The organism is Chromohalobacter sp. (genome assembly GCF_039830575.1).
GTDB classification, from domain to species: domain Bacteria; phylum Pseudomonadota; class Gammaproteobacteria; order Pseudomonadales; family Halomonadaceae; genus Chromohalobacter; species Chromohalobacter israelensis.
Map to the genome: position 1 here is coordinate 144,333 of NZ_JBDOOX010000009.1, position 14,113 is coordinate 158,445.

10 protein-coding genes and 5 tRNA genes are annotated in these 14,113 nt (G+C 63.1%); 9 read left to right on the plus strand and 6 right to left on the minus strand.

From position 1 onward, the window contains the following. Positions 1-27: 27 nt before the first annotated feature. The 4 genes from ABGX75_RS07670 to ABGX75_RS07685 all read right to left on the minus strand — a co-directional run bounded on the left by ABGX75_RS07670 (position 28) and on the right by ABGX75_RS07685 (position 6,710). On the minus strand, positions 28-3,978 hold the full coding sequence (locus ABGX75_RS07670; protein ID WP_011506172.1) for a NahK/ErcS family hybrid sensor histidine kinase/response regulator: 3,951 nt from the start codon (positions 3,976-3,978) through the stop codon (positions 28-30). 74 nt (positions 3,979-4,052) lie between these two features. Further along, positions 4,053-4,568, minus strand: coding sequence for a hypothetical protein (locus tag ABGX75_RS07675; protein ID WP_011506173.1), 516 nt, complete (start codon positions 4,566-4,568; stop codon positions 4,053-4,055). Between the two features lie 93 nt (positions 4,569-4,661). Beyond that, positions 4,662-6,443 carry a sodium:solute symporter family protein gene (locus tag ABGX75_RS07680; RefSeq protein ID WP_011506174.1) on the minus strand — a complete coding sequence of 594 codons (1,782 nt, stop codon included), beginning with the start codon at positions 6,441-6,443 and terminating at the stop codon, positions 4,662-4,664. A gap of 6 nt (positions 6,444-6,449) precedes the next feature. Next, entirely contained in the window at positions 6,450-6,710 is a 261-nt protein-coding gene (locus tag ABGX75_RS07685) for a DUF4212 domain-containing protein (RefSeq protein ID WP_011506175.1), read from the minus strand. Positions 6,711-7,266: 556 nt separating this feature from the next. Between ABGX75_RS07685 and ABGX75_RS07690 the strand changes: the two genes are divergently transcribed. The 3 genes from ABGX75_RS07690 (at position 7,267) to ttcA (ending at position 10,720) form a co-directional block, all read left to right on the plus strand. Next, complete coding sequence (locus tag ABGX75_RS07690) at positions 7,267-9,084, plus strand: DUF294 nucleotidyltransferase-like domain-containing protein (RefSeq protein WP_011506176.1); 1,818 nt, start codon at positions 7,267-7,269, stop codon at positions 9,082-9,084. A 69-nt stretch (positions 9,085-9,153) separates the two neighbouring features. Next, positions 9,154-9,771, plus strand: a complete 618-nt coding sequence (locus ABGX75_RS07695; RefSeq protein ID WP_011506177.1) for a 3'-5' exonuclease — start codon at positions 9,154-9,156, stop codon at positions 9,769-9,771. 94 nt (positions 9,772-9,865) lie between these two features. Next, positions 9,866-10,720 (plus strand): tRNA 2-thiocytidine(32) synthetase TtcA, encoded by an 855-nt coding sequence (ttcA, locus tag ABGX75_RS07700; protein ID WP_011506178.1) that lies wholly within the window; start codon positions 9,866-9,868, stop codon positions 10,718-10,720. Between the two features lie 3 nt (positions 10,721-10,723). On the opposite strand, the gene ABGX75_RS07705 is transcribed toward ttcA, so the two are convergent. Then, positions 10,724-11,485, minus strand: a complete 762-nt coding sequence (locus ABGX75_RS07705; protein WP_011506179.1) for a helix-turn-helix domain-containing protein — start codon at positions 11,483-11,485, stop codon at positions 10,724-10,726. 99 nt (positions 11,486-11,584) lie between these two features. Here ABGX75_RS07705 and ABGX75_RS07710 point away from each other — a divergent pair, with 99 nt between their 5' ends. The 6 genes from ABGX75_RS07710 (at position 11,585) to ABGX75_RS07735 (ending at position 12,947) form a co-directional block, all read left to right on the plus strand. Then, entirely contained in the window at positions 11,585-12,322 is a 738-nt protein-coding gene (locus tag ABGX75_RS07710) for an alpha/beta family hydrolase (RefSeq protein WP_347410675.1), read from the plus strand. A 65-nt stretch (positions 12,323-12,387) separates the two neighbouring features. Further along, positions 12,388-12,463: transfer RNA gene (locus ABGX75_RS07715), tRNA-Val, on the plus strand. Positions 12,464-12,513: 50 nt separating this feature from the next. Continuing rightward, positions 12,514-12,590 (plus strand) — tRNA-Asp (locus tag ABGX75_RS07720). Between the two features lie 48 nt (positions 12,591-12,638). After that, positions 12,639-12,715, plus strand: a tRNA-Asp gene (locus tag ABGX75_RS07725). Positions 12,716-12,771: 56 nt separating this feature from the next. Further along, positions 12,772-12,848: transfer RNA gene (locus ABGX75_RS07730), tRNA-Val, on the plus strand. A gap of 22 nt (positions 12,849-12,870) precedes the next feature. Beyond that, positions 12,871-12,947: transfer RNA gene (locus ABGX75_RS07735), tRNA-Asp, on the plus strand. Positions 12,948-12,971: 24 nt separating this feature from the next. Here ABGX75_RS07735 and ABGX75_RS07740 read toward each other — a convergent pair. Next, the gene (locus ABGX75_RS07740; RefSeq protein ID WP_347410676.1) at positions 12,972-13,961 is read right to left on the minus strand and encodes an alpha/beta fold hydrolase; all 990 of its coding nucleotides are present in this window, start codon (positions 13,959-13,961) and stop codon (positions 12,972-12,974) included. Positions 13,962-14,113: the final 152 nt, after the last annotated feature.

Sequence of the window (14,113 nt, forward strand, 5' to 3'; positions counted from 1 at the left end):
TATGCAGGCGTCAGGCGTCGGCTTCTCCTAATGTTCCTGCCGCATGGCGCGATTGGCCTGCAGGGTACGCGTCAGCAGTGCACGCAGGGCGGCGGGCCGCACCGGCTTCAGCAGCAGTTGATAGCCGTTGCGACGCACTTCCTCGGCCACTTCGTCGGTACGGTCGGCGGTAATGACGATACCCGGAACGGGGCCATGGCAGAGCTCCTCGAGGGCCTCCAGGGCCATCAGCCCGGTGACTTCATTGTCGAGGTGATAGTCGGCGAGAATCGCATCCGGATCGCCATCCAGGTGGCGCAGGACCGACTTGGCCCCGCCGATGGAGGTCGCGGTGAACACTTCGCAGTCCCAGCCCTCGAGCATCGCCTTCATGCCCTCGAGAATCAGGGTCTCGTTGTCGATGCACAGCACCTTGGCGCCGGCGAGCTTGTTGCCGGGGCGGCGCGTCGGCGTTTCGTCGACGCCCTTTTCCTCCAGGCGCCCCGCCACACGCGGGACCGAGACCGAGAACACGGTACCGATATCGACCCAGGAACGAATCTTGATCGGATGCTCGAGTACCCGGCTCATGCGATCGGCGATGGAAAGTCCCAGCCCCAGTCCTTTCTCGCTTTCCTTGTGCCGCGAGGCCTGATCGAGCCGGCGGAACTCCTGGAAGATCTCCGCCTGCTTGGCCTCGGGAATGCCCGGACCGGTATCCCAGACTTCAATGCTCAGGTTGTCGCCCTGGCGCCGGCAGCCGAGCAGCACGCGGCCCTGCTGCGTGTAGCGCAGGGCATTGGAAAGGAAGTTCTGCACGATACGGCGCAGCATCTGGGCATCGCTGTCCACCCAGGCGCCGGTGGCGACGACATCGAGGTCGAGGCCGCGATCCGCGGCCATGACCTCGAACTCGGCACGCAGCGGGCGCAGGATATCGGTCAGCGGGAACTGCGTGCGACGCGGCGTGAGTGCGCCGGCATCCAGCTTGGAAATGTCGAGCAAGGTGCTCAGCAGTTCCTCGGCGGCCTGCAGCGAGTTGTCGATGTGGCTGATGGTGTGACGCAGATCGTCGGCGTCGACCTGCTGACCCAGCGCCGAGGTGAACAGGCGCGCGGCATTCAGCGGTTGCAGCAGGTCGTGGCTGGCGGCGGCCAGAAAGCGCGTCTTGGAGGCGTTGGCTTCCTCGGCGACTTGCTTGGCCTGACGCAGGGCCGACTCGGCCTCGGCACGTACCCGGTTTTCCTGACGCAGGGCGGCGTTGGCTTCCGACAGCGCCTGGGTGCGCTCGCGGACGCGTTCCTCGAGGTTCTCGTTGGTCTCGCGCAGGGCGATTTCCGCCAGACGCCGTTCGGTGATGTCCTGGTAGAGCGCGAAGAACCCGAGAACGCCGTCGCCTTCTCCGAAGTGAGGCGTATAGGTGACCAGCATGTAACGCACGCCGCCGTCGCCGTCATCCTGGGAAATCTCGAAGCTCACTCGTTCGCCGGCCAGAGCGCGATGCATCCATGGCGCGCGCTCGCGAATCACCTGACTTGGCATGACGTTGTCGAAGCGCTCGCCGATGGCTTCGTTGCGGTCGATGCCCATCGCCGACTCGTAGGCACGGTTGGTGAAGAGGTAGCGGCATTCCTTGTCGAAGTAGGCGATCAGCGCCGGCACGTTGTCCGTGTAGATACGGATGTTGTTCTCGGAGCGTATCAGCGCTTCTTCGGTACGTTTCTGCTGCGTGATGTCCTGGTAGGTATAGACGAAGCCGCCCCCGGGCATGGGGTTGCCCTGTACCTCGAGTACCGTGCCGTCCTGGCGATAGCGCACATAGCGATGCGGTTGCCCCTGGCGAATGTTGTCCATCAACAGCTCGACGTGCTCCTCGGGATCGCCGGGCCCGTACTCGCCATTGTGGGCGTTGTAGCGCAGGATCTTGTCGAACGGGGCGTTGACGCGAATCAGGCTGTCCGGAAAACGGAACAGCTCCAGGTAACGCTGATTCCAGACCACCAGACGTGCGTTCTGGTCGACCACGCTGATGCCCTGGTTGATGTTCTCGATGGTGGCCTGCAGCAACGCACGGTTGAACTCCAGCACCTGCGACGCTTCATCGACGATGGAGATGACATCCGAGATGCCGATGCCGCGTCCCTGTAGCGCGGAGTTGACGACGATGCGTGCGGAGGAGGCGCCGAGCACCGATGCCAGCAGGCGTTCGGTGAACTGGATGACATCGATCGAGGCGCGGGTGTTGTCGTCGACGGACTGGCCGCCGCGGCGGGCGTAATCGTCGAAGGAGCGCTGCACCTGGCCGCTGCCCAGGAAGCGCTCGCACAGAACCTTGAGATCGCCCACCGTCGTGGCGCCCGTCCAGGGGCGATTGACCGAGGTCTGGCGGGTTTCGATGCTGTCCACGAACAGCGACGCCTGGATGCGTTCGACGACGCGCTGTGGCGTGATCTGCGACACGAAGATGTAGCAGAACAGATTGAGACCCAGCGAGAGCATCACGCCATGGGTGAAGCTGTCACCCACGTTGAGCCCGAACAGGTGGGTCGGCGCGAGCCAGTCGAGGCCCAGCGGGCCGCTGGTCAGCCAGGTCATCGGCAGCAATTCGGCCTGGACCAGGGCCGGCAGCAGCAGGGTGTAGGCCCATACCGCGAAGCCGACATTCATGCCGGCGATCACGCCGAGACGATTGCCGCGTTTCCAGTACAAGCCGCCCAGCAGCGCCGGGGCGAATTGCGCCGCCGCGGCGAACGACAGCATGCCCGTGGAAGCCAGCGTGCTGTATTCGGCGATCAGGCGATAGAAAATGTAGGCGAGCAGCAGGATGACCACGATGGTCGCGCGACGCGCGCGCAGTACCAGCTTGCCGTAATCGCCCTCGGTGACGAACCAGCGCAGGCGGAACAGCAGGGGAATGATGATCTCGTTGGAGATCATGATCGACACCGCCACCGCGGCCATGATGACCATGCCGGTGGCGGCCGAGAGCCCTCCGATGAAGGTCAGCAGTCCCAGCCACTCGCTTCCTCCCGCCATGGGCAGCGCCAGCACGAAGGTGTCGGGGTCGACGTTGCCCTCGGGAAACAGCGTGAGGCCCGCCGCCGCGATCGGCAGCACGAAGAAACCGATGGCCGCCAGGTAGAGCGGGAACAGCCAGCGGGCGCGCTTGGCGTCGTCCGCGTGGGTGTTTTCGACCACCGCGAGGTGAAACTGGCGGGGCAGGCAGAAGATCGCCAGCATCGCCAGCAGCGTCTGTGCCCAGAAACCGTGGCCGAAATCCTGCTCCGTCAGCTGACGTTGCAGCTCCAGGTAGGTATCGGCACGCCCGAACAGGTCGCCGAGGCCGTCGAACATGCCCCAGGTGACGTAGATGCCGAGGACGAGAAACGCCACCAGCTTGACCAGCGACTCGAAGGCGATGGCATGGATGAGCCCTTCGTGGTGCTCGGTGGCGTCGGTGTGGCGCGTGCCGAACAGAATGGCGAACAGGGCCATGACGGCGGCGATATAGAATGCCGTGTCGCCGAGAACGGGCGCACGCGTGACATCGGCGCTGTCGGTGAGCACCGTGAAGGCCGAGGCCACGGCCTTGAGCTGCAGGGCAATGTAGGGAAGGGTGCCGATCAAGGCGACCAGGCTGGCGAAGGCGGCAAGCGACTGGGTCTTGCCGTAGCGCGAGGCGATGAAATCGGCGATCGAGGTCACGTTCTGCCGCTTGGCAACGCGAATCATCTTGGCCAGCACGGGCCAGAACAGCAGAAAGGTCAGAATCGGGCCGACGAAGATGCTGGCGAACGACCAGCCTGCCGTGGCCGCCTCGCCGACCGCGCCGTAAAACGTCCACGAAGTGCAATAGACCGCCAGGGCGAGACTGTAGACGATGGGGCGCCGCCGGCCCGGGCCGTGGCGCTTGGCCTGACTGTCCCCCCGCCAGGCGATGGCGAACAGCACGGCAATGTAGACCAGCGAGACAACGATCAATAACCAGCCAGCGAACATGGGACCTCCCTTATGTCTGCGGCCATTCTATGGTAACCCGCCGGCTCGCGTCAGTTCGTCGCTCATCGCTGCGCTCAGGGCGCCTCGCACACGGCTTGATAAAGTGCGTCGTCGGCACCGATCGTCTGCAAGGCCGCCCGGTTGGGCTGGCGCTCCTCGCCCTCCAGCGGCACCCATTCGCGCGCACTGCAGTTCATCAGGTAAGCCTGGTGCGTTACGCGTTCCAGGACCCGCTTTTCGAAGCGATAGAGGAAGAACTCCACCATGCGTTGACCGTCGGCCTCGAGGGTGCGCACATCGTTCCGATCGATCACCTCGAAGGCGACAGGCAGAGGAAATAGGTACGTCCAGGGCCGCCACCACATCGCATCGCGTTCGACATCGACGACCTCGGCGCTGTCGGGCAACTGCTGTTGCTTGGCGGACAGCCAGCTGTATTCGTAGTAGACCTGGTAGCCGAGCATCCCCACGCCGCCAAGAGCCGGCACGATCCAGCGTGGCAAGCGCTTCCCGCTGAGCTGGCGAAGGATCAACCCCACTCCTGCCGCGCCAAGGCCGGCGAATATCGCCGCGATCAATTGCCAAATCATAATGTCTCCCTGCAACGAAATCGGGCTTCCCCCTGGGAAGCCCGATAGTGTGATCCCGTGGCCCGGGCCCGCCGAGCCAGGGGGTATTATGGCTTAGTGATTGACGGCACCACCAGCACCTTTCGGGTAGCGCACGCTTTCCACCAGTTCCTGGATCTCCAGGGGCGGCTCCTCGGAGGATTTGGAGACGAGGTAGGCCACCGCGAAGTTGATGATGGCACCCACTGCACCAATCGAGAGCGGGGAGATGCCCAGTACCCAGTTTTCCGGAGTGTCGGCCAGGTTGTTGGTGCCGGGGATGAAGAACCAGCCCTTGTAAACGAAGATGTAGACAAGGGTGAAGGTCAGCCCCGACAACATCCCGGCGATGGCGCCCTTGTTGTTCACGCGCTTGGAGAAGATCCCCATCATCAGCGCCGGGAACAGCGAGGCGGCCGCGATGCCGAAGGCCAGCGCCACGACCTGTGCCGCGAACCCTGGCGGATTGGCCCCCAGGTACGTGGCGACCACGATGGCGATCGACATCGATATGCGTGCCGCTTTCAGCTCCCCGCGTTCCGTGATGTTGGGATTGATGGCCCCCTTTATCAGGTCATGACTGATCGCCGACGAGATGGCCAGCAGCAGGCCCGCTGCCGTGGAGAGCGCCGCTGCCAGGCCGCCCGCGGCGATCAGCCCGATGACCCAGCCGGGCAGGTTGGCGATCTCCGGGTTGGCCAGGACCAGGATGTCGTTGTTGACGGTCAACTCGTTGCCTTGCCAGCCGCGATCCGAGAAATCGGTGCTGTCGTTGTAGAACTGGATGTTGCCGTCGTTGTTCTTGTCCTCGAAGGTGATCAGCCCGGTTTCTTCCCAGGTCCGAATCCAGTCGGGACGGTCTCCGTAGGCGATGGCGTTGGAGGCGGCGGCGTCGTAATTCTCGACCTGACCCGCCATGTCCGGGTAGATGGTGGTCATCAGGTTCAAGCGTGCCATGGAGGCCACCGCCGGTGCGGTCAGATAGAGCAGACCGATGAACACCAGCGCCCAGCCGGCGGACCAGCGTGCATCGGCGACCTTGGGCACGGTGAAGAAGCGCATGATGACGTGCGGCAAGCCGGCCGTGCCGATCATCAGCGAGAGCGTGAACAGCACCATGTTGAGCTGGTTGTCGACCATGGCGGTGTAGGCGTTGAAGCCCAGTGCGGTCACGACCTCGTTGAGCTTGGCGAGCAGCGGTTCGCCCGACGCGCTATGGTCGGAGAACAGGCCGAGCGGCGGCAGCGGGTTGCCGGTCAGTTCCAGTGAGATGAACACTGCTGGAATGGTATAGGCGACGATCAGGACGATGTACTGGGCCACCTGGGTATAGGTGATGCCTTTCATGCCCCCCAGCACCGAGTAGAAGAACACCACGACGGCGGCGATGATCAGGCCGGTGGTCGCATCGACTTCCAGAAAGCGCGAGAACGCCACGCCTGCCCCCGCCATCTGACCGATGACGTATGTCAGGGACGCCACGATCAGACAGACGACGGCCACCATGCGTGCCGTACGGCTGTAGAAACGGTCGCCGATGAACTCGGGTACCGTGAACTTGCCGAATTTTCTCAGGTAGGGCGCCAACAGCAGGGCCAGGAGTACATAACCGCCGGTCCAGCCCATGAGGAAGGTCGAGTTGGCATACCCTCCAGCGGCGATGAGGCCCGCCATGGAAATGAAGGAGGCGGCCGACATCCAGTCGGCCCCGATGGCCATGCCGTTCGTGATCGGGTGGACACCGCCCCCGGCGACATAGAAGTCCTTGGTCGAGCCCGCCTTGGCCCAGATCGCGATACCGATGTAGAGGGCGAAGGAGGCGCCGACGAACAGGATATTGATGGCAAATTGACTCATGCTGGCTTACTCCTCGAGTCCGAACTTCTTGTCGAGCTGATTCATCTTCCAGGCGTAGAAGAAGATCAAGCCGATGAACGTCAGGATTGAGCCCTGTTGAGCGAACCAGAAGCCCAGGTCGGTTCCTCCGACGGGAATGCCGGACAAAAGCGGGCGTAGAAGGATTGCGCAGCCATACGAGACGAGTGCCCAGACGATCAGGCAGCCGGTTATTAGACGCACGTTGGCTTTCCAGTAAGCCTCGGCATTGGTTTTTTCATCTGCCATGGTGTGCTCTCCACTGGTGGGGACAGGTTGGTGTTGTGATTGAGAGTGTGCGAGACGCTTCAAAGCAATCGCAGGTATAGAACACTCGTGGAGACACGTCATTGATACGATAGTGGTGCCCGGCTTTTATCGAGAATAACGTTGTCTCGGAAGAGTCGTTGGCTACATGCGATTGCCCTCAATAGCCTTGCAATGATAGTGGCCAATTGCCGCGAAAAATGAATCCCATACTTTGGTATCACTACATTCGTTTACATTATTGTTTGTTTAAATTTTTACGTTTTTCATGGCGTTGTGTGGTATACGAGATATCGATAGCATGCTTATTAAAATATAGGTGAAGTCAGTTTTTAAGAACGGGTTTGAGGTTTTTTAAGGCGGCTCGCGAGGCATAGAACGATAGTCTAGGTGTCGCGATAAAAGCGTGGTTTGCTATTCTCGATCACATATTATCGATAGCGTTGTTCGGCCGTGTTACCGAAAAGTATAAGGAAAATAGAAGCGCTGATGATGACGCCAAGTCGTGCCAGGGTCGGCACGGGATGAGGGTACTACCATGGTCGATATCAATCTCTCGCAGCCGCCTTTCAGCCTGCTCGACGAGAAAGGGCGGCAGCGGGTTCGTGACGGTGTCGATCTCGCCTATTTCACCGAAAGCGAGATAATCCTCGATGCCGGCCAGCGGGGCGAGTGTGTCTTCTTGATTCACAAGGGCGAGGTGGCAGAGCTGGACCTCAACGCCAGCGAGGGAGATCGGCGCATCGGTCACTACACCGCGGGCGATCTGTTCGGGGCGATCAGCATTCTCAACGGCACGAGTCGCTATCGGTTTCAGGCCGAGCAGGAAAGTCTGTGTTACTTGCTGCCGCGCGCGCTGTTCGAGGACATTTGCCAGGCCTATCCGGCTTTCGACGATTATTTTCGTCAGCACCTGGCGGAGAAGGCCCGCTATCTGCTGGAGCGGCGAGCGGAAGGGGGCTTGAGCATGGCGCGTTTCATGCTGGCCCGGGTCTCGGAATGCATGCGCGATCCGCTGCTGGTGGAAGCGCGGACGACCATCGCCGAGGCGGTCACGCAGCTGCGCGACGGTCATGCCGATAGCCTGCTCGTCGGTCACGCCGGCCGTTATGGCATGGTGACCAAGACCGACCTGCTGGATGCCCTGGTGCAACAGGGCCTGCCGCATTCCGCGGAAGTCGGAGGCATCGCGCATTTTACGCTCGTGACGGTACATGCCGACGATTACCTGTTCACGGCACTGGTGAGCATGACGCGCCATGAAGTGGCGCGCGTCGTGGTGATGGAAGGCGACCGACCGGTGGGGGTCGTCGAGTTGACCGATGTGCTGGGCTACTTCTCGAGCCGCGCGCATGCCGTCAGCCTCCAGATCGAGCAGGCGGAAGATATCGAGGCGTTGACGCGTGCCAGCGCGCGCCTGCCTCAGTTGATCCAGACGCTCATGGCGCAGGGCGTGAAGCTGCGCTTCGCCATGGAGCTGCTGGCAGCGCTCAACGGCCGCATCATCCACAAGGCATTCCGCTTCTTGATGCCCGAGGAGCGCCAGTCGCAGTCATGCCTGCTGGTCATGGGCAGCGAGGGACGAGGCGAGCAGATCCTCAAGACCGACCAGGACAACGCCCTGATCCTGGCCGATGGCAGCGACTGGCCCGAGATCGAGGCGTCGATGCAGAAGTTGACGGAGACGCTTGGCGCGCTCGGTTATCCGCCTTGTCCCGGCAACATCATGGTCTCCAATCCGCAGTGGGTGGCGAGCGAGTCGGCATGGCGCGGCAAGATCGCCCGCTGGGCCTCGAGCCGCGATCCCGATGCCTTGATGAATCTCGCCATCATGCTCGACGCGCATGCCATCGCGGGAAACGCCGGTCTGCTGGATGGGCTGCGCGAGCATCTGTTCGCGCGCGGTTCCCACGACGAGCTGCTGCTGTCGTACTTCGCCCGCGGCGTGCTGCGCTACTCCACGCCGCTGACGCTGTTCGGCACGCTCAAACGCCCCGAGCACGGTATCGATATCAAGAAGGGCGGGATATTTCCCATCGTGCACGGCGTTCGCACGCTGGCGCTGGAGCGCCGCATCGCCCCCACGTCGACGTTCGCGCGCCTTGACGCCCTGGTGGACGATGGCCGTCTCGACCGGCCGTTCGCCGACGACCTGGGCGAGGCGATGGCGTTGTTTTCCGAATTGCGTTTGCGCCAGCAGCTGGAGAGTCTCGAAACGCATGACACCTCGCTGGAACCCAACCGCGTGGTGGTACAGCGCCTCAGCGGGTTCGAGCGCGACCTGCTGCGCGAAGCGTTGCATACGGTCAAGGAATTCAAGCAACGGCTGTCTCAGCGGTTTCATCTCGAGTACTGACAGGCCCGCGATGCCGGATGCCGCGCCGCGGTCGGGTATCGCCCCGGAGCCATGACACGGGAGGTTGTGATGATCAAAGCATTGCGTCGTGCCGGGGACCGGCGGCGTCAGTCGGGCGGGCATCATGCCTGGCGCTTCGAGCCTTACGCCGGCAGCGAGGTCATTGCCCTGGATTGCGAGACGACCGACCTGGATCCGCGCCAGGCGGATCTGGTGGCGATCGCCGCGGTCAAGGTTCGCGATGGGCGCGTGCTGACCAGCGAGTCGCTGGACCTGCGCCTGCAGCGTCCGGATAGCCTCTCGAGCGATTCCATTCGTATCCACGGGCTGCGCGGTGTCGACCTGCTGGGGGGCGAGGCCTTGGGCGACGCCCTCAATACCCTGCTCGACTTCATCGGCAACCGTCCCCTGGTCGGCTGGTGCATCGACTATGATGTGGCGGTGATCAATCGACACTTGCGTCCACGTACCGGTTTCGACCTCCCCAACCGTACGATCGACGTGTGCCGGTTATACGCGCGTGAGCGGCGCCGCGCGCAGCCGGATGTCGAGCCGGATCTACGCTTCGAGGCGATGAGCGAGGCCTTGGGGGTGCCGGTGATGGGCCGGCACACGGCACTGGGCGATGCGGTGACGACGGCGTTGATGTACCTGCGCCTGTGTCGGGGCCAGGCAGCGAGCGCCTGAGTCGCGCGATGCGTGGGCGGTCGCTTCGCCGTACCGGCATGCGGTGGTAGCATAGGCGGCCTCATTCACCACGGCACTCTAAAGCGCAACCTTCATGCACGAACTCACCGGCAAAGACAAACTTGCTTTCAACAAGTTGCAAAAGCGCCTGCGGCGTCAGGTGGGAAACGCCATCGTCGATTACGGCATGATCCGTGACGGCGACAAGGTCATGGTGTGCCTCTCCGGGGGCAAGGACAGCTACACCATGCTGGACATCCTCATGAACCTGCAGCGCAACGCGCCGGTTGCGTTCGAGCTGGTGGCCGTCAATCTGGACCAGAAGCAGCCGGGGTTCCCCGAACACGTGCTGCCCGAATACCTGGAACGCGTGGGCGTGCCATATCATATCGTCGAGCGCGATACGTATTCGGTGGTCAAGGAGAAAACCCCCGAGGGCAAGACGACCTGTGCGCTCTGCTCGCGGCTGAGGCGCGGCACGCTGTACGGCTTCGCCGAAGAGATCGGCGCCAACAAGGTCGCGCTGGGACACCACCGCGAAGACATGCTGGAAACCCTGTTTCTCAACATGTTCTTCGGCGGCAGTCTCAAGTCGATGCCGCCCAAGCTGCTTTCCGACGATGGCAAGCACATCGTCATTCGGCCCCTGGCCTACTGCCGCGAAGCCGATATCGCCGAATACGCCGAGTGGCGCGAATTTCCGATCATCCCCTGCAACCTGTGTGGCTCGCAGCCCAACCTCCAGCGTCAGGTGGTCAAGGAAATGCTGACGGAGTGGGAAGAAAAGCACCCCGGGCGGCTGGAAACCATGTTCAAGGCGATCACCAACGTGGCGCCGTCCCAGCTGGCCGATCGCGCCATGTTCGACTTCGAGGGGCTCGAAGACAAGCAGCGCGATTTCCTGGCACGGCGCATCGAGACCTTCGACGTGCTGGCGCGCGAAGCCTGAACCTCAAGCGTCGGCGCGTTCGCCGATGGGCGCCCCCCGGGCGATGCCTGCGAGACGTTCGGGGGCGAGCAGGGTGACCTCGCGCCGTGCCACGTGGAGCAGTTCGGCCTGTTGAAAACGGCTGATCAAGCGGCTGATGGTTTCCACCGCCAGTCCCAGATGGCTGCCGATGTCGATGCGTGACATGGGCAGGCGAAAACGCGTGGCCGACAGACCGCAACGCTGGAAGCGATATCCCAGGTCGAGCATGAAGCCGGCCAGCCGGGCTTCGGCGGTATGCCCGGCGAGCCGGCAGTGCAGGTAGCGATCGTCGCGAATGTCGCGGCTCATGCAGCGATAGAGCTCCCGGCGCAGGGCGGGCAGCTGGGCGGAGAGCACGTCCAGCCGGTCGAAGGGGATCTCGCACAGCGCGGTGGTCTCCAGCGCCGTGATGGTGCCGGGATGGCCGTCGCCGGCAACGCCCTCCAGTCCCACCAGCTCGCCGGGCAGGTAGAAATGCGTGACGCGCTCCTCTCCCTCGGCATGCACCACCTGCTGCTTGAGGCTGCCGCAACGTACCGCGAACACATGATGAAAGGGTGTTCGGGGGTCGAGCAGGGTCTCGCCACGTTTGAGAGGTGCGCGCCGCCGGATGATGGCATCGAAATCCTCGAGGTCGTCGAGCCTCAATGCCAGCGGCAGGCACAAGGAATTGAGCCGGCATGTCTGGCAGTGCGCGTGCATTGGCGAAGCCTTTATGTCGCTGTCGGCGGTCGGGACGGTCATGGCGTTTTCTCCTGGGACGCGCGCTACCTTAGGGTAGCCCTTGAGTCCCGTCAAAGCTGCATCGCGACCCATTCGATCATGAAATAAGATACCTTGCATATGAGTTTCGAGATTGCCTATGCCCAGGCGCCACGTACGCTCGAGGCCTTGAGCGCCGACGGGGTGCCGGCCGTTGCCGGGGCATGCCATTATCATCTGGAAACGCTGGGGCCGATCGAGGTGAGGGGAGAGCCTCGTGCCGGTCGGCTCTTGCTGACCCATGGCGCCGGCGCCGGGCAGACATCGCCTTTCATGCAGCATCTGCGCGAGGCGCTGGCACGACAGGGCGTGCAGGTCTGGGCCATCGACTTCGCGTACATGCAGCGCATGTGGCGCGAGGGGCGAAGGCGACCTCCACCGCGGATCGACAACCTGGTCGATGAGCTGGCGGCGTGGCGTGCCGCCGTGGAAACGCTGGCCAGGCCTGCCGATGTGCCGCTGTGGCTAGGGGGCAAGTCGATGGGTGGTCGGGTGGCGAGTCTGCTGGCGGCGCGTGAGGGCGCGCCGGGGCTCGCCTTGTGCGGCTATCCCTTTCACCCGCCCGGCAAGCCCGAGCGCACCCGGCTGTCGCACTGGCCGCAATTGACCTGTCCCGTCCAGGTGTTGCAAGGCACGCGAGATCCGTTCGGGCGTGACAGCGAGGTGCGTGAATATGCCTTGCCCGAGACGGCACGGGTGCACTTTCTCGAGGATGGCGACCACGATTGGAAGCCACGCCGACGCACCGGACGCGACCAGGCGTCGTTGATCGAGGAGGCGGCGGAAACGCTGGCGGCTGCCATGACGCCAAGTGAATGAATCCGATGAACAAAATCGGTTGACTTTCCACCGTCGCTCTGTAGAATGCAGCGCCACGTGTCCACGGGTGGTTAGCTCAGTTGGAAGAGCACCAGCCTTACAAGCTGGGGGTCACTGGTTCGAGCCCAGTACCACCCACCATCTCGCGAAATTCGTTTCGGATGATGGGGAGACGTGCAGAAGAATGCAGCGGACCGGTAGTTCAGTTGGTTAGAATGCCGGCCTGTCACGCCGGAGGTCGCGGGTTCGAGTCCCGTCCGGTCCGCCAGTTCTTCATCAGGAAATCGGACATCGCGCAGTCAGCGTTGTCATCAGTGGACCGGTAGTTCAGTTGGTTAGAATGCCGGCCTGTCACGCCGGAGGTCGCGGGTTCGAGTCCCGTCCGGTCCGCCACGATTTCCCGTCATCGCCCCGTGCGGTGCACCGCAAGAGCAAGCAGTATGCGATCCGGGTGGTTAGCTCAGCTGGTTAGAGCACCAGCCTCACATGCTGGGGGTCACAGGTTCGAGTCCTGTACCACCCACCATTCCAAGACATTGGAATATCACGGACCGGTAGTTCAGTCGGTTAGAATGCCGGCCTGTCACGCCGGAGGTCGCGGGTTCGAGTCCCGTCCGGTCCGCCACGATCGCCATCGGCCAACCCCGAGTCATCGACTTGGGGTTTTGTCGTTTGGGCCCTGCCTTTTCCCTGTTTCTGATCGAGACCTCGCTGGCGACTCCCTGTCGGGTGCCGTGTCGTCGTGTGCCTGGCACCAGGCAAGTGCCTGTGGGTAGACCTCGGTGGCGGCGTGGGGGTGGGTCAGCATGTCCAGATGGCCATAATCGCGTGTCAGGCCGCTGGTGCGTCCCAGCAGGCTCAGGGCGTGCCGGTGTGGCCCGCATTCGTCGATGAAGCGGGCGACATCGCGGGGATGTCCCAGCGCCCGGTCACGGCTGCCGGCCAGGTACAGTGTCGGTGGCAATTCCGTTTGTGCCAGGGCCTCGGCATAGTCGAAACCGTCCTCGGGATCTCGCCACGCCGTATCGCGCACCCAGGCAACGCTGTGTGCATGACTGGCGGCATATTCATCGTCGCTGCCCCAGCGCAGTCGGCGCGCCGGCAGGTAGCCGCACAGGCGACGCACGGCGGGTGCCAGTCCTTTCCAGATCACGTCGATATAGAGCCATTTGCTGGGATTCTGGACTCGTACCCGGCGCTTGGTGCCGAAGTAGACCTGGCTGGCGATGCGATCGCGGCTGCCGGGCACGCGCGCCAGGTGGGCGGCGATCAGTACACCGCCCCAGGAATGCGCCATGACATGACAGCGCGTCACGCCGCCGAGCTGACAGCACCTGTCGAGCGCTGCGGTGATCTCCTCGATGATGACGTCTCGCTGCGAGAAGGAGACTCCGCGCGCCGGACGTGGCAGGGCGCTGCCACGTCCGCGCTGATCGATCACCATGACGTCGCGCCCTTGCTGCGCCAGCCATGGCGCCAACCCTTTGCCGCTGCGACTGTGGAAGATGCGTCCCGACTCGATGGCACCATGCCAGCACAGCACGGGGAGGCCGCGTGGATGCGTCGGCCGAAAACGGGTGAGGTGCAGTTCGCCGCCGCTGGCGATGGCGATCCGGTGTCGGGAAACCTGATAATCCATGTAGGCCTCGTACATCGGGTGAGGGTGAGCGACGCAGCCGTGAAGCGATTGACGCGAGACGGAGCGCGGTCTGCGCCCTTGGTCGGGATTGCCACCCGGGACGCCTTCATGACACTGTTCATACAGTTGTTTGAAAATGTATGGTGGTTCGA

Bases quoted from the DNA above. Each gene is read 5' to 3' on its own strand.
- ABGX75_RS07685 (WP_011506175.1), bottom strand. From the start codon at position 6,710: ATGGCAGATGAAAAAACCAATGCCGAGGCTTACTGGAAAGCCAACGTG.
- ABGX75_RS07705 (WP_011506179.1), bottom strand. From the start codon at position 11,485: ATGACCGTCCCGACCGCCGACAGCGACATAAAGGCTTCGCCAATGCAC.
- ABGX75_RS07680 (WP_011506174.1), bottom strand. From the start codon at position 6,443: ATGAGTCAATTTGCCATCAATATCCTGTTCGTCGGCGCCTCCTTCGCC.
- ABGX75_RS07695 (WP_011506177.1), top strand. From the start codon at position 9,154: ATGATCAAAGCATTGCGTCGTGCCGGGGACCGGCGGCGTCAGTCGGGC.
- ABGX75_RS07670 (WP_011506172.1), bottom strand. From the start codon at position 3,978: ATGTTCGCTGGCTGGTTATTGATCGTTGTCTCGCTGGTCTACATTGCC.
- ABGX75_RS07740 (WP_347410676.1), bottom strand. From the start codon at position 13,961: ATGGATTATCAGGTTTCCCGACACCGGATCGCCATCGCCAGCGGCGGC.
- ABGX75_RS07675 (WP_011506173.1), bottom strand. From the start codon at position 4,568: ATGATTTGGCAATTGATCGCGGCGATATTCGCCGGCCTTGGCGCGGCA.
- ABGX75_RS07710 (WP_347410675.1), top strand. From the start codon at position 11,585: ATGAGTTTCGAGATTGCCTATGCCCAGGCGCCACGTACGCTCGAGGCC.
- ABGX75_RS07690 (WP_011506176.1), top strand. From the start codon at position 7,267: ATGGTCGATATCAATCTCTCGCAGCCGCCTTTCAGCCTGCTCGACGAG.
- ttcA (WP_011506178.1), top strand. From the start codon at position 9,866: ATGCACGAACTCACCGGCAAAGACAAACTTGCTTTCAACAAGTTGCAA.